This is a genomic window from Sphingobacterium mizutaii (assembly GCF_900187125.1).
In the GTDB taxonomy this organism is placed as follows: Bacteria; Bacteroidota; Bacteroidia; order Sphingobacteriales; family Sphingobacteriaceae; genus Sphingobacterium; species Sphingobacterium mizutaii.
This window is the reverse complement of sequence record NZ_LT906468.1, coordinates 1956554-1975957: the sequence shown is the minus strand read 5'-3', so window position 1 is coordinate 1975957 and position 19404 is coordinate 1956554. Positions and strand designations below refer to the sequence as shown.

14 protein-coding genes are annotated in these 19404 nt (G+C 38.6%); 9 read left to right on the top strand and 5 right to left on the bottom strand.

What is annotated here, in order from left to right; all coding sequences use genetic code 11:
• Window positions 1-303: 303 nt before the first annotated feature.
• Window positions 304-915, bottom strand: a complete 612-nt coding sequence (locus tag CKW03_RS08405; RefSeq protein ID WP_093095756.1) for a hypothetical protein — start codon at window positions 913-915, stop codon at window positions 304-306.
• A gap of 320 nt (window positions 916-1235) precedes the next feature.
• Complete coding sequence (locus CKW03_RS08400; protein ID WP_093095754.1) at window positions 1236-2042, bottom strand: helix-turn-helix domain-containing protein; 807 nt, start codon at window positions 2040-2042, stop codon at window positions 1236-1238.
• A gap of 258 nt (window positions 2043-2300) precedes the next feature.
• Here CKW03_RS08400 and CKW03_RS08395 point away from each other — a divergent pair, with 258 nt between their 5' ends.
• The 8 genes from CKW03_RS08395 (at window position 2301) to mobC (ending at window position 15202) form a co-directional block, all read left to right on the top strand.
• Window positions 2301-2591, top strand: coding sequence for a relaxase/mobilization nuclease domain-containing protein (locus CKW03_RS08395; protein WP_093095753.1), 291 nt, complete (start codon window positions 2301-2303; stop codon window positions 2589-2591).
• 1116 nt (window positions 2592-3707) lie between these two features.
• Window positions 3708-6005: a TonB-dependent receptor gene (locus CKW03_RS08390; protein WP_169918988.1), complete on the top strand. Its 2298-nt coding sequence runs from the start codon at window positions 3708-3710 to the stop codon at window positions 6003-6005.
• A gap of 14 nt (window positions 6006-6019) precedes the next feature.
• Window positions 6020-6604 (top strand): MotA/TolQ/ExbB proton channel family protein, encoded by a 585-nt coding sequence (locus CKW03_RS08385; RefSeq protein ID WP_093095750.1) that lies wholly within the window; start codon window positions 6020-6022, stop codon window positions 6602-6604.
• Window positions 6601-6939, top strand: coding sequence for a DUF2149 domain-containing protein (locus CKW03_RS08380; RefSeq protein WP_093095748.1), 339 nt, complete (start codon window positions 6601-6603; stop codon window positions 6937-6939). The genes CKW03_RS08385 and CKW03_RS08380 overlap by 4 nt, the downstream gene beginning before the upstream one ends.
• 3 nt (window positions 6940-6942) lie before the next feature.
• Window positions 6943-10905, top strand: coding sequence for a cobaltochelatase subunit CobN (locus CKW03_RS08375; protein WP_093095746.1), 3963 nt, complete (start codon window positions 6943-6945; stop codon window positions 10903-10905).
• Between the two features lie 574 nt (window positions 10906-11479).
• Complete coding sequence (locus tag CKW03_RS08370) at window positions 11480-11869, top strand: plasmid mobilization protein (RefSeq protein WP_093095744.1); 390 nt, start codon at window positions 11480-11482, stop codon at window positions 11867-11869.
• On the top strand, window positions 11857-13146 hold the full coding sequence (locus CKW03_RS08365) for a relaxase/mobilization nuclease domain-containing protein (RefSeq protein ID WP_093095742.1): 1290 nt from the start codon (window positions 11857-11859) through the stop codon (window positions 13144-13146). Before CKW03_RS08370 ends, CKW03_RS08365 begins: the two co-directional genes overlap by 13 nt.
• 67 nt (window positions 13147-13213) lie before the next feature.
• A complete protein-coding gene (mobC, locus tag CKW03_RS08360) occupies window positions 13214-15202 on the top strand; it encodes a conjugal transfer protein MobC (RefSeq protein WP_093095740.1) in 1989 nt (662 codons plus the stop codon).
• Window positions 15203-15219: 17 nt separating this feature from the next.
• Here the strand turns inward: mobC and CKW03_RS20740 are convergent, their stop codons facing one another.
• Both CKW03_RS20740 and CKW03_RS08355 read right to left on the bottom strand, forming a co-directional pair.
• A complete protein-coding gene (locus tag CKW03_RS20740; RefSeq protein ID WP_261771997.1) occupies window positions 15220-15351 on the bottom strand; it encodes a hypothetical protein in 132 nt (43 codons plus the stop codon).
• A gap of 13 nt (window positions 15352-15364) precedes the next feature.
• Window positions 15365-15679 (bottom strand): DNA-directed RNA polymerase subunit alpha C-terminal domain-containing protein, encoded by a 315-nt coding sequence (locus tag CKW03_RS08355; protein WP_093095738.1) that lies wholly within the window; start codon window positions 15677-15679, stop codon window positions 15365-15367.
• Between the two features lie 509 nt (window positions 15680-16188).
• Here CKW03_RS08355 and CKW03_RS08350 point away from each other — a divergent pair.
• Window positions 16189-16485 carry a hypothetical protein gene (locus CKW03_RS08350; protein WP_093095736.1) on the top strand — a complete coding sequence of 99 codons (297 nt, stop codon included), beginning with the start codon at window positions 16189-16191 and terminating at the stop codon, window positions 16483-16485.
• Window positions 16486-17234: 749 nt separating this feature from the next.
• On the opposite strand, the gene CKW03_RS08345 is transcribed toward CKW03_RS08350, so the two are convergent.
• On the bottom strand, window positions 17235-17642 hold the full coding sequence (locus CKW03_RS08345) for a hypothetical protein (RefSeq protein WP_139185421.1): 408 nt from the start codon (window positions 17640-17642) through the stop codon (window positions 17235-17237).
• Window positions 17643-19404: the final 1762 nt, after the last annotated feature.

The window sequence follows — 19404 nt, the reverse complement described above, 5'->3', positions numbered from 1 at the left end:
TCACCTTTGAGATAAAATATTCAATTCTACAATTATCAACGGAATGGGTTACATCTATAGTTTCAAATGTTTCACTACTCTCCTTTCCCAATTTACAACAGCTTTATGTCAAATAAACTCTATGTCCAAGATAATTTCGTATCTGTCAAAGCCTGCCAGTATGGAATTGGATGTTAATTTTATCCATTGCTTACTACATGTTCCAATAAGTCTGCTCAAGGGCGTGCTTCCTGAACCTTCAAAATGACCTGGAATGAAAAATTTGCCTAATTGGTGATTTCTCAAATAGTTTGATTACTCTTATTATTTTCTTAAGGGACCAATCTCCTTAACTATTTCACCATCACTGTTCATCATTTTTATCATGGGATTCCCCAAGGTGTCAACAGAAAGTATAATTCTAGGTTTTTCATCTGGACCATTAATTATCAAGCTAGAATTACCATTTTCGGTCATCAAGTTGATTCGATTTGTATTACCACCAATTTTGCCAGACAAGTCTTTATCATTAATTACAATCCCTGATTTATAGGTATTGGTCTTGTTATTTTGCTGGGTCAAGAAACCTATAGCATCCGCATTGTCATAATCAAATGCCAAAGCGTAGGTATTTGTTTCAGGATTTTTAGATATTGCAATCCCTCCACATTCATCACCTTTTTCATTATAAAATATAATCCCTGCAGGATTTAAAGCTCGCTTATATTTTTTGCCGAACAAAATGGGTGGTTCCATCCGCTCTTGATTGGAAATGATCATTCTGTTTATGCCATTGTCATCAACTATATTAATCCGTTTTACGGTAATTTCATCAAAATTTTCATTTAATGATTTAAAAGAATATAAAAGCATAAGAAAAGCCACTGTTACCGTTCCTGCATAAAATCCGATTAACATCTTGGTTATTTTTTTCATATTAAAATACATTATAGTTTTTTTAATTTACTGGTGCTAGCGCTTAATCATAAATCAGTAGGCAATTATCCGAGCATTTGAATTAGTTTTCTTCTAAAGATGCATGGCACCATGAAATAAGTAAACAAATAAATGGAATTTCAAAAACTAGAAATTGTAAAATATCATTTTTTTTCAAGAGAGTTAAATTTTGTCTTGACAAAATACACCAGTACTCTAGAAATATTAACTTGGGCTAATAAGCTTAAAATGAATTTGTTTTTTTGGAATATCATTTCCAAAATATCAATGGTTTATTCCTAAAGAAGAGATATGTTAGGTTACAGGAATTTAGATGGATTTTTGCCTGTAATAACTTTAAAATCTTTAATAAAGTGAGATTGATCATAGTAACCAGCATTTAGCCCCATTTCGGTAAGAGTGGTATATTTATATCCATTTTCAAATAGGTTCCTGAACCTCACAATGTTTGAAAATTTTTTCGGAGAAGTCCCTACTTGTTTCCTGAATTTTTTTTCAAAAGAATCCCGACTCACGGCTAATACATCTACTATTTTTTTAATGGAAGTAGAACCCTGACTATGAATGATTTCATTTACGGCTTCTTTAATGTTATCTTTTTTTTGCGTAAATAGGATTTCATCGAACAGGAATTTTTCAATCCTTTTTATCAGATCAGCATATTTACCCTGTTCAGCAAATATTTGCTCAATTTGGGACAATTGGTTTGGATTTAAAAAATTACTATAAGCAATAAACTTCTCAAAAAAATCATTTATAGGGCATCTAATTAAGGAAGGAGCCATCCCTGGATTAAAGATAATGGCAAATAAAGTCGTACCTTCAGAGAAATCAAAATGTAGAGAAGTTCTAGCTACACCAAAAGCAAAAGCCTTTGGCAATTTGATTGTTGCATCACCTTTTTGTTTCATTTCTATCGAACCACTAATGATATAGTTTAGAGATACAGATGTACTTGGCAGGGTTTCTAAGCTAACCAAATCTGAAGCCTCCACAATCAGGAATTCTTTGACATAATCTTTCAGCATCCGATCTGGATCGAATCGATATTCCTTTACTTTGCTAAACTGACCATGCTCAAAAAAAGCAATGTTCTTTCTCTCCATTTTAGTAAAATTCTAATTTCTCTTCCTTCCTATAATCAATAAGGCAACCTCCTGCCTCTCTTGCTATTCCGGGATTTTGTCTCTTCTTTTATATTGATTTTAGATAAAAATAACAATTTTACAACATATTTGGCCCGCTTTCAATTTCCTGCTTAAAATGAATTTCAAACTACCCTCTGCATAAGACTCTACCTATCTATTTGACGATAATGGATATGTGGACGTTACATCCTCTGGATATCCCTGTACAATGATATTATGATTGATTTGGACAAAGCAAGGTTCCTTTCGGCTATAAATATTCCGAAGGAAGCGCACCAGCCGAGTTCTTCTTTGCTGTTGAATGGGCTGTTGCAGAAAGCAGCGTTGAACAGCAAGGTTACACGAAATATCGTTCACATTTCCTTGAACTTTGATCCAACCGAAAAGGATCTATCCGATGATAAGTTGATCGAGATCGCCAAAAGTTATATGGAAGGAATCAGCTTTTCGAATCAGCCTTTCTCATTTACCTACACCTCGATGCTGCACATCTTAATAATCATCTAGTAGATATAAATGTACCCTCCGATGGAAGTCACATTGAAATGCACAACATGGGTCGTAATACGACAGAAAAGATGAGGTGTTTGATTGAACGGGAATTCAATTGGGACAAAACAGGACAAAGGACGCTGAGGCTGTCTAATATTCCCAAAGGTAAAGATCTGGCAAGGTGCAACATGGATGGAGTGAGAACCGAGCAGCCATTCAGCATGTGCTTGAGGAAATGAAGCGATTAACTATACATTTTTTGATACCACCATTTTCCTCGTGTATTGTGATAACAACACGAAAAAGGAAACCAGGGTACCCCAGCCAAAAACGGAATCCGTCATCAACGATACCGTTCCTTAATCTTTGTATTCAATTTTACCGGACGTCCGCAGGAGTTTTAGATTATTATTTTGCCAAAATGCCGTTAATCAAATGGTGGATATACTCCGAAATTGGTAGTTCATATTAAATAGATTTACGACACATTATACCAACAATAATCAATAGATAAATCCAATATCAATTGATCGCTACCTAAATGGTAGAACTAGTTGCTGATGCAAGGGAGGTTTTAGTGAAAGGTACAATTGAAAAGTAAGATAATTATTCAATAAAGTCAGACTGCGAAAATTGAATTGATATTCTAGACGCACAACTCAATGCTTATAAACTTGACGTAAAACAGAAGCTAAGTTTTAAAAAGCTCGCATCAGCCTTTTAAAACCCATTCAGTGTCAAATTTAGTTTTCCTCTTCTAACGGGACATAACAACCAAGGGAAGGAAAAGTAAAATAACTAACAAGTGTTTTATTATGGATTAACATAACATTGGAAATTTGTTTTCTAATTAAGAAACTTAAAATGATGAATATTTATCAATAGGAATTGATAGAAATACATTCATGACTGGAAACAATGGATAGAGCTGAAAAGGAGATGGATGTTAAAGTGAAATAATTTGGAATTTTCCGAATGTGGGTGTATTGAGGGCCATGTGGATAAATTAGTTATTGCATCTTAGTTGCATTAATAAATTCTAGTATATATATTTGCAACATTATTGCATTTATAGGATTATACAATTATTTTATGTCTCATCTACTCTATCCATTACAAATTAAAATAAACTTGAAAGTTTATTTTACTGTTTTCCTTCTCTTTGCTTCAAATTTTTTAGCCTCATCCCAGGAAACGAATCGCAAGGTTTCAAATCAATTAACCGTTACCTTATTGGACAGCATTGGACAGCCTATTTCAGGTGCCACTATAAATCGTTTTGGGAAAGGCACCATTGCCATCAGCGACAAAAACGGAAATTTTAGCCTTTCCCTGAAAGAACCTATAAAAATTGAAATTAGGCACATTAATTTTGAAACCCTTTCAAAATCCATCTCAAAAGATGTGATTTCATCCGACCAGACCGTCCACTGGGTTTTAAAAAAGAAACCACAATTCTTAGATGCAATCACCGTCACTGCCTCTACCGTTTCCAGGGAACTACGTCAGGTTGCTTCCAGCGTTTCCGTTTTGCAAAACGATGACCCGGAGTTAAGCCAGATTCAATCTATTGATGAGGCATTGGCCTTTATTCCCGGGGTAATGGTGGATCGAAATCGAGGTTTGACTACAACGGGCACACATACGGGAGTTGTCCTTCGAGGGACTGGTGCTGCCAATCGCACCTTGGTTATGAAAGATGGCGTACCCATTAATGATGCCTATATCGGCGGAGTTTCGGAATGGAACAGCCTTGCTGCCAATAGTATAGAACGGATTGAAGTAATTCGTGGACCTGGCTCTTCCATTTATGGGTCTAGCTCCATGGGTGGGACGATAAATTTAATCACCCAAAGCCCCATTGAGCGACCAGTGCTAGGTGCGGAGGTACGATATGGCTCCATGAACACTTTCCAGGCAAGTGCCAAAGCCGGAAAAAAATTCGGCAAACGTTTTGGAGCAATAGCTTTTGCCGAATACAAAAGAACAGATGGCTACCAATATATGGCCGACGACCTCTGGAAAGAGTATTACCAGAAGCCAAAAATGGCATTATTAAATGTTAATAGCCGATTGACATACAATTTTGAAAACGGAGGCATTTTATTAGCCACGGCCGATTTCAATACCCAAGAACCTCTTTCCGGAACAACCACACTCTACGACGATTATACTTTCACCGGCAATTATCAGGTACGTTATAAAAACATGTCTGCCAAATTTGCTCCTGATGTCTTGATGTATTACAACGTCCAAAACCGAACCTCTCAAGCTTTAAACTGGAATATAAAGGATAATCAATACAACACAGAGAATTATAACTCCCATATCCCATTGGATACTTATGGAGTGATTGCCAAAGTAAGTCATAACTTTTGGAACAATGACCTAACTATCGGCGCTGATCTGCGCTTTACAGAAGTGGTTTCGAAGAAAAATTACGCTAATAAGGGCGATCAGAACTTCAACGGAAGGCAAGATTTCATCTCCTTTTTCTTAAATGACGATGTCAGCATCACACAGAAATTACATGTCAACTTAGGTCTTCGTTTTGACCATTGGGCAAACAGAAACGGGTATTTTTCCGATGATATCTCCGGAAAAGAAATCATTATCCAATACGACGACGCCACCTCCTCGGTTTGGACCCCAAAAATTGGTTTAACCTATGATGTTAGGCAGAACTTCCGACTAAGATCGGTTTATGCGACCGGTTTCCGTGCCCCTGGAGCCTATTACATGTATAATTCCACCGCATTGGGAAGTTCCTTCCGATTAGGAAATCCAGCCTTGAAACCTGAAAGAATGAAGTACTCTTTGGAATTAGGCACAGATTGGAAAGCTGTTGAAAACCTGGAATTATCAGGAACGGTATATACCTCCCAATACAGTGATTTTCTTTCTGCCATCCTGATTGATGCCTCCCAGGTACCGGATTATTTCGACCCTGGAAATTTACCAGTCAGACAATACATCAATATTGGGAAGGTGAACCTTTGGGGCTTGGAGAGTTCCCTAAAGTACCAGGTTAGTCCCTCGCTTTCAGTTCAGGGAAGCTATTTCCACAACCAATCGAAAATCAAAAGATATGAGACTAATCCTGGATATGAAGGAAAACAAATGAATGACAATCCGAATAACATTTATTCGGGTGCAATCATTTATGACAATCCAAAAATTGGGCAGGCAAGTTTCTGGGCACGACATTCTAGCTCTTACTTTGGGGATCTCGAAAATACAGAAGAGAAGAGAATGGATGCTGTCAGTCTCTTCGACCTAAAGTTAGCTAGACAAATAGGTCCTGTAGGTTTAAATTTTACCGTCAACAACCTGTTTGACAAACAATATTATGGGACCTACTCCTCCCCTACATCCTATTATTTCACACCAGGAAGGACTTTGTTGTTAGGTATTAATTATCAACTATAAAAGATATTTTAACTATGATTCAATTTATTGAGAACCTCTTGTTCCAAATTGGGAACCTCCTTCACATCCCGGTATTTCTTGGACTTATCCTTATGGTCATCTGGGTGGTTTGGTCACTTGGCACCTTTGTGGTGGAATGCTGGAATAACAAAAAGCAAAAACGCGTACATGAATTCCTGAGGAAAAACGATTCCGAAATCAAACGTATTTTTTCTCATCAGGAAGAAGCAGAGATTAATCTAACGGAATTGGTTCAAGGATGGGAGAAGAAAGAAGATGCCGAGTTGGACAAAATTAGATTTCTAGTAAAAATAGCCCCATCCCTAGGGTTGGTCGGCACATTGATTCCTATGGGACAATCTTTGTCCACTTTGGCAACAGGAGATATGTCGGCGATGGCAAATCATATGGTAACAGCCTTTACGGCGACCATCATTGGTCTGGTTTGCGGGATTGTCGCTTACCTGATCTCTCTCAAAAAGGAACAATGGTTATCTCGTGATTTTTTAACCTGTGAGGCGATCCTCGAACGTAGATTGCGAATTTCCCAAAAAGCAGACCAGTCATCTTTATTAAAAAAGGAATATTTAAAATCATGAGGAAATTATTGAGTAATAAATCTGAATATAGCCAGACTCCTTTGGAAGACCCTATTAGTGGAGTTGCCAATCTTTTCGATATCAGCATTGTATTAATTGTAGCTATGATAATCGCTTTGATGTCTGCACTGAATGTTCTCGACCTCCTTAATCCCGAAGCGGACATGACCTTGACCAAGAAAAATAAAGATGGTCAGATGGAAATCATCACTAAAAAAGGTAAAGAGATAAGAGTCCAAAAGATATATCCTGAGGAGGCCTCCGGACAGGGAGAACGTCTGGGAACCGCATACCAACTCGAGGATGGCCAGGTAATTTATGTTCCCGAAAAATAAATTATGAAAATGATCAAGAGTATCTATGGGTTATTATTGGTTTGGAATTTATTTTCATTCGCAACCCATGCCCAACAGCTTAAATCAAAAAACAGAATCGCCATATTGGTATCCGATAATTATAGTAAACCCTTATCAGACGCGATCATACAATTGGAAAAATTCCCTGACTTTGACCGTCAGTTTGAAGTTTTAACGGCGAATGAGGACCCCTCCAGTATAGAACAAGCAGACTTAGTCGTCTGCTATGTTCATACAGGTCAGGTCATCCAACGGTATACCGAAAAGCTGAAAGCCATTGTAAAACGTGGGGGGAAAGTTTATGCTGTCGGTATTACTCCTGAAGCTGCCAATTACCAAGCCTGGGGAATGCAATTTGACAGCAAGCTGGATAGTTATTTTGAGAATCCAAGTTCTGAGAACCTGGTTCGCATGGTACAACTTCTCTGCGACAGACATTTGGGAAGTTCCTTTCAACCTGAAGGTCCAATAAAATTCCCTAACTATGCCATTGTAGACTGGCAAACCAATAAAATTTATCAAGATACCGTATCCTTTAAACGGGAGTTCCAAACCCTAGCAAATGCTCCCTGGATAGGGATTTACGGCTTTCGCTATGAGTTTGTCACGGGGCAATATGACTACCTGAAAACGTATGCTAAAGCACTCACTGAGCAAGGCTTCAATGTTTTGATGTTCTATGGATTTCCTCTGGACCATGCCGTACAACAGTTTTGCATCGATAGTCATGGCCAAGCAGGGATTGAGGTTTTGTTGAACACCTCCTCCCTGCCTGGCGGATCTCCGGAGAAATTATCCAAAATCTTCTCCAAATTAGGCGTGCCTGTAATCAATGGTATTACCTATGCCCAAAATAAAAAAGAATGGGACAACACTTCCATAGGTTTAAGTGTAGCTGATAGGAGCATGACCTTGGCACGCCCCGAAATCATGGGGCAAATCCAGCCTACCATTCTGGCAACGCAGGAAATACTGGTTGACAATTTGGGTAATTCTTATAAACAAAAAAAAGAACTGCCAGACCGTGTTCCGCATCTGGTAGAAAAGATTAAAGCCTGGGCTGCAATTAGAAAAAAGAGTAACGATGATAAGAAAGTGACCCTCATTTATTACAACGGTCAATCAGGGAAACACAATATTGGAGCGAGTTATTTAAATGTTCTACCGAAAAGTATATTTCATATTTTGGGATCTTTGGGGAATGAAGGTTATGATTTAGGCAGGCAGAAGATCACAGAAAAAGAAGTGTTCAACCGAGTCATGTCGGGTGGGAGGAACATTGGCACCTGGGCACCTGCTGAATTATCAAGAATGGTCCGAGAGGACCAACCCATTTTAATTCCGATAAAACAGTACAAGGAATGGTTTTCCCGATTAAACCCGGATTTCCAGGAACAGGTCATCAAGAAATGGGGAATCCCGGATTCATCCCAAATAATGACCTGGACAAATGGGAAACAACAAAAGTTTTTTGTCCTTCCACAAGTACGGTTTGGTCATATCAACCTTATGCCACAACCTGCCAGAGGTTGGGAGGAAAATGAGGAAGCCTTATTTCACGATGTGTCGCTACCGCCACACCATCAATACATTGCTTTTTACCTCCATCTTCAGCAAAAAGGAGAGACGGATGCGTTGATTCATTTAGGAACACATGGTACACTTGAATGGCTCTCCGGGCGTGAGGCCGGTATGGATGGAAAGGATGCCTCGGATGCCTTACTTGGCTCCATGATTAATATTTATCCGTACATCATGGATAATGTTGGTGAAGGGACCCAAGCAAAACGTCGTGGCGGGGCTGTCATTATTGATCACCTGACACCACCTTTTCAAAAAGCAGGGTTTCGACCCGAACTCCGGGAACTGGCCGGATCCATCAATGATTTTAATATTGCTAAAGAAAAAAGCCCGCTATTGGCTCAGGCGAACCTAAAATCGGTTAACCATTGGGCCAAGGAGGCTAATATTGCCAGGGATTTAAACATGAGTGAGGAAATATTGGAATCGGATATTCAAAAGCTGGAACATTATCTCCAAGAACTGAATGAGAAAATTACCCCGATGGGTATGCATACCTTCGGTATTTCTCCGACAAAAGAACAGGCTTTTTTGACCGCTGAGGCCATGGCAAGCAAACAGACGGGATTGTCCGCAAATCAAAAGGAAGAATTTATCGCGGAATATCTCGACAAGCTACTAAAAAGTGGACCTTCCGAGATGCAGGCTTTACTGGATGCGTTGGATGGGAAATACGTAGAGCCAGGTTTAGGAAATGACCCGATACGCAATCCAGATGCCCTCCCTACTGGTAAGAACTTTTATGCCTTTGACACTTCCAGAATGCCTTCTCCCGAAATATTTAAAAAGGGACAAGAGATGGCGGAACAGTTAATAAAACAATATACGGAGAAACATCATGGAGCCTATCCTGAAAAGGTTGCTTTCAATCTATGGTCTGTAGAAACCATTCGCCATGAAGGAATTATGGAATCACAGATACTCAGCCTGCTAGGTGTAAAACCTACCTACGATGGCTTTGGTAAGATCAGTGGACTTGAATTAATTCCTCGTGGCCATTTGAAAGGACCTCGGGTGGATATTGTGGTTACTCCATCAGGATTATATCGGGATATGTTTCCAAACATGATGACCATGTTGGATAATGCCGTTAGCCTAGCTTATTCTGCAGATGAAAAAGACAATATCATTAGAACGCATGTTGATGCAACACAACAGCAATTGGAAAAATCAGGCGTTAAGGATGCAGATCTGAGAAAACGACTGGCTTTGGTTCGACTTTTCGGTTCAGCGACCGGAAGCTATGGTATCGGTGTGGATAATGCCGTCCAGGCCACCGATAAATGGGAGGACAATAAAGAGATTGCCGAAGTCTATTTTAACCGTTCGGGACATCTTTATGGACAGGGATTCTGGGGTGTTCAAGAGGATCAAATTTCAGAGTTAAAGAGTCTCGCGCTCTCCATATTCAAAAAGGCGCTATCCGGAACAAATACCGTGGTACATAGCCGTTCAACCAATGTATATGGGGCTTTGGACAATGATGATTTCTTTCAGTATTTGGGCGGAATGACTTTAGCTATTAAGACCATTGATGGCAAGGAGCCTGATGTCATCATCAGTAACCTCATTGATCCTGCTAATTTAAGTCAGGAATCTTTGGGTAAATTTATTGGTCGAGAAATGAATACCCGTTATCTCAACCCGGAATGGATAAAAAAGATGATGGACGAAGGCTATGCCGGTGCGAGGATGATAGGTCAGGTGACCGATAATATGTGGGGCTGGCAGGCGACTACCGACCAGGCTATACGAGCGGAAGACTGGCAGCAATGGCATGATGTATATGTGGCTGACAAGTATGATCTGGATATTAAGAAACGTTTTGCAGATGCTGAAAACACTTATGCCTACCAAAACATGCTGGCGAAAATGCTGGAAGTCGTGCGAAAGGAATATTGGAAACCAGATGAAGAAACAAAAAAGAAGTTGATTTCATCCTATCTGGAAACCGTTGAAGCAACTGGACTTTCATGTTCTGGCCAAGTATGTAATAATGGAAAGCTATTAAAATACATCGAAAGCAATACGTATGGAGCTACAGAAAAAAACTCCTTATGGACTCTTCATCAACATTTGGGGAATATTTATTCGTTTCCTGAGCAGGCTCCTCTTGGTTCTCGCCCGAACCAAAAGAACATTTCAAAGCCAAGCAACCAAAACCCTAGAAAACAAAAGTCATCCGCAAAACCAGATGTATCACCTACAACTAACTCTACTGTCAAAGGATTTAAAATGGAGGAAAAAACCTTGTTAAAAAACAATAATACGAAGACATTTGATAAAGATTTGGATTGGCGAATCATCGTTGCATTAGGTGCTGTATTTACACTGGCTTTGTTTATTGAAAAAAGGCGGTCGTAATGGGAAAAGCGTCCGCAACATTCGCATTCAAACTTTCGGTATAATATCTTTATAAATTAGTAGGGATTGCTTCAGGATAAAGATTCATTTTCCTAGACCTGATGTTCCCTAGTATAAAGATAATGTTCGAATCGGCTACAGCAGAAAACAAAAGAAGCGATACTATATTTGAAAACAACCATGACAGCTAAATCTCTAACACTCATGAAAGTTATGAATACTAATTCCAAATACTTGTGAAACGTGGCAGGATTTGAACTTTTCTTTTTTTTTCCATTTTGTTTAATGCGACTTACGGATTTATCTTAAAGAATTGTAAGTTCCAAACTCCCTAAAAAGCTCTTTTGTAAGCTTTCCATAAAACATTAATATTGACCAAATCGATCCTAATCAATTATTAATTAGGTTTTATAAATAAGAAATTCTTATTATAGATTTAACGAAATGGATTGCTGATTCTTTTGCAATCGGCAAGATGTCCGGTTGTTAAACAACCGCAATAATAAACTTGACTCGAAACTCGTGGTTTTGTGGATTTAGGTGTTTTGATGGAATTGTGCAGAAAGGGAATGTAATGGATAGAAAAAATCAAAATAGAAACAGAATCGTTGGTGTTCGGTTAACAGTTTCTGAATTCCATAAATTGGAGCAGCAGTGGCGAGGTTCAACCTGTAGAAAGCTGAGTGAATATGCTCGTTCGGTTTTGTTAGGAAAGCCAATTATCAGGTCCTATCGCAATAAGTCCTTGGACGAGAGCATGACCCTGCTCATTCAGCTTCGTAATGAACTCAATGCCATTGGAATCAATCTCAATCAGTCGGTAAAGAAGCTGCATACCTTCTCTCCTCAATCAGATCTGAAGTCTTGGATCCTGAATCATCAGCTCCAGGCTAGGTTACTTTCCAATAAACTAGCGGAGATTAAATTGCTCATTCAAAAGATGGGGGAAACATGGTTGCAGTGATCAAGACTGGAAGTTCCATCCGCCGGATATTTTTGTACAATGAAAACAAAATTGAGCTTGGAGTGGCAAGGTGCCTCTCCGCTATAAATTATCCGATGGAGGCGCACCAGATGAATGCCTCCATGCGGTTGAATAGGCTCTTGCAACAAGCTGCCTTGAACAGTAAGGTTATGCGCAATAGCGTTCACATTTCCTTGAACTTTGATCCGACCGAAAAGGATCTATCTGATGATAGGTTGATCGAGATCGCTAAACGTTATATGGAAGGGATCGGTTTTTCGGATCAGCCCTTTCTCATTTACCGGCACTTTGATGCTGCACATCCTCATATTCATATAGTAAGTATCAAGGTACGCTCAGATGGAAGTCGCATCGACATGCACAACATGGGCCGCAACCAATCCGAAAAGATCAGGTCTTTGATTGAGCGGGAATTCGATTTGGTCAAAGCAGGTCAAAGTACGCTGAAGTTGTCGCATATTCCCAAAGGTATAGATCTCACCAAGGTACATTATGGACGGAGTGAGACCCGAGCGGCCATTCAGCATGTATTGGAGGAGGTACTGAATTCCTACAGCTTTAGTAATCTCCATCAGTTGAATGCCATTCTTCGACAGTTCAATGTGCTAGCAGACCGAGGAAGCGAACGTTCTAGGATCTATACCAACAAGGGTTTGCTGTATCGTCTAATGGATGAGCATGGTAATAAGGTTGGCGTCCCAATCAAGGCTAGTGATTTATTCAGCAGACCCACATTAAAGAATTTACAGGGTCGCTTTGAGCAAAAGCAACCATTTCGAAAGCAGCACAAGGTACGGACAATATACTCCATCGATAAGGCCATGCTGGGGCAATTTAAGGATATCGAGGAATTTAAGGAAAGGCTTAAACGACAGGCCATTCATGTGATGCTCCGAGAAAGTTCCAGTGGGATTGTTTATGGCATTACCTATGTAGACCACAAGAACAAGTGCGTATTCAATGGAAGCGAGCTTGGCAAGCAATACAGTGCCAAGGCTATATTAGCACGATTGGCTGATCCAGTCCTTGAGAAGAATTCCATAAAGCTTCAGGACCATCCTTTCGTTAGGTTGAATATTGCCCCAGCTAGATCCGAACCAAATAAGGTTAATGGTAGGTCTGGAATTACGATGAAGGTTGTTTCGATAGCTAAGAACCCTTTTGAAACACTTTTCAATGTCCCAGATTCCGCAGATTACATTCCCCATGCCTTTAAGAAACGAAGGAAAAAGAAGAAGCGAAAAATCCAGTATTGATGGTTTGAGAAGGGATGATTTAATAGTTGTATAATAGATGAGCAATAGATAAATTAAATGACCGAGCATGGCACTACAGACCGGAGAAAATGAACAGGCACTTCGAAAGATAGTCGACCTCACACGTTGGATAGCAATCGGACTGCTCCTGATTCACTTCTATGCGAAAGGATACAATTGGTTTAGGGAGTTAGGTTGGCAACATGCGTTCACCGATCGCATCATGCTGATGCTGCACAGGACCGGTCTTTTCAGCAGCATGCTGACCTCGAAGATGCTCGCACTGGGATTTTTATTGATCTCCTTGATGGGTGCAAAAGGAAAAAAAGATGAAAAAATCACATATCAAAAACCCATTGCCTATATATTAATCGGGTTATTATTATATTTCTTTAGCGATGTAGCTTTCCACATACCGCTTACTTTTGAGTTTCGGTTATATGGATATATGTTGCTGGCAAGCTGCGGCTTTTTGACCTTTCTAATGGGCGGTACTTGGATGACTAGGGTAATTTCTGCTAAAATACTCCAATCCGACATTTTTAACAGGGAAAATGAAACCTTTCCACAGCATGAAGAACTCCTGGAAAATGAATATTCCATTAACCTGCCGGCGACCTACCTGCTAAAGAATAAGGTGCGCAAAAGTTGGGTCAACATCATTAATCCATTCCGAGGGATATTGGTTCTGGGAAGTCCAGGTTCAGGTAAATCTTATTTCATCATTCGGCACATTATAAGCCAGCATATTCAAAAAGGATTTTCGATGTTCATCTATGATTTCAAGTTCGATGATTTGACGACCATTGCCTATAATCATTATTTGAAGTATTGCAAAACTAATGATAGTCCCTTAAAATTTTACAGCATCAATTTCGATGACCTGAGCCGGTCGAGTCGTTGCAATCCCCTTGATCCTAGCTCCATGATCGACATTACTGATGCAGCAGAAAGTGCTCGGACAATTCTTTTGGGACTGAACCGGGAATGGATAAAGCGCCAAGGTGATTTTTTTGTGGAGTCGCCCATCAACTTCTTGACGGCCATCATTTGGTATTTACGGCGGTATCGACAAGGGGAATTTTGTACACTTCCCCATGCTATCGAATTGCTGCAGCTGGATTACGACACCTTATTTTCACTTCTGCGCGCCGATAAAGAAATCGAGGTACTCGTCAATCCCTTCACCAACGCTTACCTCAATGATGCCATGGATCAACTCGAAGGACAGATTGCATCGGCCAAGATTGCTTTGGCAAGGCTCTCCTCCCCCCAATTATATTACATCCTTTCGGGAAATGACTTTACTTTGGACATCAATAACCCGCAGGAGCCCAAGATATTGACCATGGGCAACAATCCCCAGAAAATTCAGATCTATGGAGCCGTGCTTTCCCTGTACATCAACCGATTGGTCAAATTGGTCAACCAGAAAGGAAAGATCAAGTCAAGCTTGATCTTTGATGAGTTTCCAACAATATACCTCAATAATATCGATAGTCTGATCGCAACGGCCCGCGACAATTTAGTCTCCACCAGCATCGCCATTCAGGACCTAAGTCAACTGCGCAAGGATTATGGCCGTGAGCAGTCCGACGTGATCATGAACATATCTGGAAACGTGTTGTCCGGGCAGGTAAATGGAGATACGGCAAAACAGCTTTCCGAGCGTTTCGGAAAGATATTGCAGGACAGGGAAAGCTATTCGCTGAACAGTGCCGACACTTCGATCAGTCGTTCCAAGCAGCTCGAATATGCTATTCCGGCATCTAAAATCTCTTCTCTGAGTTCCGGTGAGTTTGTGGGCATGGTTGCCGACAATCCAAAAAGCAAGATAATGCTCAAAGCATTTCATTGTTCCATAATCAATGATCATCATTTATTGGAAAAGGAGATTAAAGATTATAAAAAGATACCAATCGTTCGCCAGCTAACCACTGAGCAGGTAATCACAAACTTCAATCAGATAAAGAAGGATATCGAAGATTTGGCATTCCATGAAATGAGGCGCATTTCCGATAGCCCTTCCCTGGCCTATTTATTGGTTAAGAAATAATTGGATGTAAAGATGTGTCAATATTGACCGAAGAAAGTCCATTTTAATGCGATATAGGAAACCGGGATTTGAGATGAGCTTCTCAATTGTTTATCCTCGCCTGAATCGTGATCTTTCTTTGAACATAATGATGTTAATTTCTTTTCCATAATGAAGATTTTTTCAGGGAGCCAATTTTAGATTAAACTGCCTCAGAAAATCATAGATTTGGTAGCCCCTCCTTTTACCAAAAGATTTTATTCTCAATAGATCGGTTATGGATTTACTGCATAAATCACCTACCGTATTTATTCCATGGTCATTTAAAAGGGTTACTAATTGTGGGTCTAAGGAAAACCGTTCATTAAAAAGGTCTACTCCATACAGCAGCTCTTCATTTCGCCGCTGAATAAAGTCCAACAATTCCGATATGGAGACCATGTGTTCTCCCCTTGCTTGAAGTTCTTTCAATTTGGATATTATTTCTGAGGGATTCATAATCAATTCTTTAGGTAGAGAACTTAAATTTAAGGAATCTATTTAGAAATAGAATATTTTTATGGAAGTATAATTATTAAGCGAGACAAAGAGCTGAAAATCGCTGAAAACGTTTTCCATGTTTTTGGTTTAAAGAAACTTAAAATAAAGGATGGGAAAAACCTGATCAGAATTGTTACTTCCATAATACTTAAACCTGATTTTTGAAGGTTTTGGATTATGGCATATCGAAATCATGCCTAGTTCATGGTTCCGGTTTAGATCTTGGCAACCCTTTTGGGTATATTACAATTCACCAGAATGCCTATTTAAAGAAATTGTGAAAGCTTTGGGGCAATTGCATGATTAATATTCAAACCTTTCAAGGTGAATGGACAAAATTACATTAAAAAATTACACGACTACCACCTACGATATTGGTATCATTTGATAATAAAAAATAGGTTTAAATTAAATCTGTTGTATTTATTTCTAATTTTAAGGTCTTAACTGGTTTTAAACCATAATTTATGAAAAAACTCATGTATTTACTCATGTTGCTTTTGCTAGGTTTAAGTTCATGTAAGAAAGATGAAACATTTAACGAAATGGAAACATTTGTCATCAATGGTGAAACATTTAGTGTAAGTGAAACTAGAATGAGGCTTGCAGTTATTTTGGATATTGATGAGAACAGATTAACTTATATACCGGAGAAGGTTGCATTTAAATTGGACACCCGTAATGATCAGGATCTTATATATATCGAACCAATTATTGAGTCGATTAAGAATGTTAAGTTACCAAAAAGTCAATCATATCGTTAGGCTTTTTTATTTAATGATTTGTAAAACCAAATTTTCGAAATAATGAAAATCGATTTCACTATTGTGTTACTTCTCTTTTCCCTTTCCTTATTTTCTCAATTATGCAATACTTCATAGGGAATGATAGTAGAGGAGGTTAAGAAAATGAACCTTCTTTACTAATTCAGGAATATAAAGGAGATTTAAAATACAATGTTGATTTAGATGATCTTAAATGTGGGGGAGAATATATTTTTGCAAAAAATAAGTTAATTTGGATTATGTACAGATTAAGCCCTGTCGTACAGGAAATAACGAAAGAAAATCAAACAGGAATTTGTGTTAAGCCCTAAAGAATATCCAGCAGAGATTTGGAGATCCCAGAATTAGAGAAAATGATAAATTACATATTTGGTCTCTTATTGACTTTTCAATTAAGGCATCTAATAAAAGATTTCTTGTATCCTAATCTAATATTAGGTTTTTGTTTTGAGTTCCCTTGGTATCCTTTCAGCTAAGCAAGTATTTACTGGCTTCATTTATTGCCTATATCCAACCATTTAGCACAGAGCCGTACCGCATCCCTTAACATATACCGCACACATTGAACTTAGCCGTCTTAATTAGAGAACACTCCACTGGGAGTATTCTATGCCCTTTGAAGCATGCTATAACTACGATTTTTCAAGATCCTTCATATTATTGCAACTAATTAAAATAAAAAATCTACTTTTTATTGTAGGATATAGCTTACCACGTCTTTCTAATTTTTATTCCAATTTATCATAAAATTGAGTACCGATCCTCAAACCATTTCCTTTTTCTCTCCAAATTCTAACAAATCCATTGGAACTCCATTCGGGATTCCTTCCCGGAACATACATGAAGTTTTCACCTTGCCATAGATTCTCCCCCATATATTTGACGTCTACAACAACATGAAATCCCTTTGCGCCAGGAGGAAATGCAGTGCCGACCTCGTCTATTTCCACATAGCCCCATTTTAAACCAATATCATAATGCATATCAATAATAAGTCCCGTTTGGGTATGGATATATCTTCCATTTGCTCTTGCAGCTGGCTCGATATCGGATTCATTGTCCTCTGGTTCACAGGAGAAAAACATGGCTATCAATACTGTAAAAACAACCATGCAGGTGATTCTAATTAATTTCATAAAATTGGTTTTGGGACGAATTTAGAAAAAGTTCCTAAATCGGGATATACCCAATCTTAGGTATTTTATATGCCTGAGATTTACATGGCCTCCACCTAAGTCCAGAGAACCACCATAAAAGTAAACTATTTAAAAACCTTTTCTTATATTGGTTGTTAAGTAAAATGCATAAATAGCTAAATAATCCCAATAATCGGTTTTTAATTGGGATAGTATCTTTCCCCGGACAGGTCATTTGTCCGGGGATATTTTGTGTGTATTGGAATTTCATGTATTAGGGTTAGGGTGGTAATTCTCGTTCAATGCTGCAGTAGTTTTCTAACATTCGCTGCTTTATTTTACAATTGGTATTTTCTTAAAAAAAAGCTGGTTAAACTTACTGGTTCCTCGTGAGAAAAACTTTTCTAGTGATTTTATCCCTTCTATTTATCCATGCTGTTCCTATCATGGTTTATAATTGCTATATCTTTTTAGTAGTTAAACTTGTAAAACATTTTACCCTAAATTATTGTCATTCATAATCGGACCTTCTGCATTTGGGCAGTTTTCATTTCTCACCGTTAATTCACCATTCTTGTGTAATTAGCTGTTTTATTGACCCTGTCCCGTAGTACGTTCGTTCCGCCTTTGACACGCTTCCTCACTGCTAAGAGGAAGGTTAGTGAATAATCTTTGCCAATCCCCAGAAACCGCGAACTTTGAAGTCTTTCAATGCAGTTGGAAAATAGAACTCTTATGTTTCTATCAGATCTGGATTGGCTCCCATTATTCGTAGCAGATCATTAATTCTCTCCTTCCATTTTATTTCCTTTTCACCTGATTTCATTTTTCCACTAATTAATTTTATATTTATTTGCTCAGCTTTATAAATTATAACTATTTAGCCCAATAGATAGTAGCTATTGGGCTTTTTATTTTTTATTCTCTATATTTAAGAACTTATATTCTACTTCCCCAAAGTAGGATGTTTTCATAGATAGTATACCCAATGACGAATTCGTTATTGGGTTTATTATTTTTAAGATCTTTTGCTTAACTTTAAATCAATCATAGATAGTTTATTGATAAGACATGCCCAATGGATAGGGGAAATCCATTGGGTTTTTTGTCTTTATCTATACTCTGAACCATATTTATTTTTGTTATTTTTGCCCATTCAGGGTACTTCCCGGGGCGTGATTTTTAACCCAGCGGCAGGATGCCGTTGGGTTTCTTATATTTAATCCCTATCTTTAATCTTCAGGCATGCAAACCCTTCATAAGGTTTAATTTAGGTAGCCCAGTAATTCCTGTTACTGGGCTTTTGTTTTTAATTTGTAACTTCATTACACCATTCTATCCCAATTAGAAGGATTTCGTATTCCGAGCCCAGCAGTCTATATGTTGGACTTTTTATAATATTTTATTATTTTGGGGCGGATTTTTATGAATCCAAACAATTAGCGATATGCCCAGTGACTTATGATGCTGGGCTTTTTGTTTCATGTTCCCGCACCATCATATTTTTATATCAGCCCCTTCCAAAATAGGTGCTTGGTAATTTTAATTTATTATCTTTATTGCGTTAACGGCACCACGCATGTCGTTTCTCGGTTAATAAGTGCACCCCTCAACCACTCATAGTTGAGGGGCTTTTTTATACCCTTATCAAAATACTTGCTCCCCATTTAATGACCAAACCAATTCTTGTCCCGATCAATCCGATGAAGTCAAATGACGTCCTTAAAATATGGGTCGCTTTATACACGGTCATTTGTCGGAA

Excerpts from the sequence above, each read along its gene's own strand:
- mobC (WP_093095740.1), top strand. The coding sequence starts at position 13,214 with ATGGCACTACAGACCGGAGAAAATGAACAGGCACTTCGAAAGATAGTC.
- CKW03_RS08370 (WP_093095744.1), top strand. The coding sequence starts at position 11,480 with ATGGATAGAAAAAATCAAAATAGAAACAGAATCGTTGGTGTTCGGTTA.
- CKW03_RS08355 (WP_093095738.1), bottom strand. The coding sequence starts at position 15,679 with ATGAATCCCTCAGAAATAATATCCAAATTGAAAGAACTTCAAGCAAGG.
- CKW03_RS08395 (WP_093095753.1), top strand. The coding sequence starts at position 2,301 with ATGATTGATTTGGACAAAGCAAGGTTCCTTTCGGCTATAAATATTCCG.
- CKW03_RS08385 (WP_093095750.1), top strand. The coding sequence starts at position 6,020 with ATGATTCAATTTATTGAGAACCTCTTGTTCCAAATTGGGAACCTCCTT.
- CKW03_RS08350 (WP_093095736.1), top strand. The coding sequence starts at position 16,189 with ATGAAAAAACTCATGTATTTACTCATGTTGCTTTTGCTAGGTTTAAGT.
- CKW03_RS08380 (WP_093095748.1), top strand. The coding sequence starts at position 6,601 with ATGAGGAAATTATTGAGTAATAAATCTGAATATAGCCAGACTCCTTTG.
- CKW03_RS20740 (WP_261771997.1), bottom strand. The coding sequence starts at position 15,351 with ATGGAAAAGAAATTAACATCATTATGTTCAAAGAAAGATCACGATTCA.
- CKW03_RS08375 (WP_093095746.1), top strand. The coding sequence starts at position 6,943 with ATGAAAATGATCAAGAGTATCTATGGGTTATTATTGGTTTGGAATTTA.
- CKW03_RS08405 (WP_093095756.1), bottom strand. The coding sequence starts at position 915 with ATGAAAAAAATAACCAAGATGTTAATCGGATTTTATGCAGGAACGGTA.
- CKW03_RS08345 (WP_139185421.1), bottom strand. The coding sequence starts at position 17,642 with ATGAAATTAATTAGAATCACCTGCATGGTTGTTTTTACAGTATTGATA.
- CKW03_RS08365 (WP_093095742.1), top strand. The coding sequence starts at position 11,857 with ATGGTTGCAGTGATCAAGACTGGAAGTTCCATCCGCCGGATATTTTTG.
- CKW03_RS08400 (WP_093095754.1), bottom strand. The coding sequence starts at position 2,042 with ATGGAGAGAAAGAACATTGCTTTTTTTGAGCATGGTCAGTTTAGCAAA.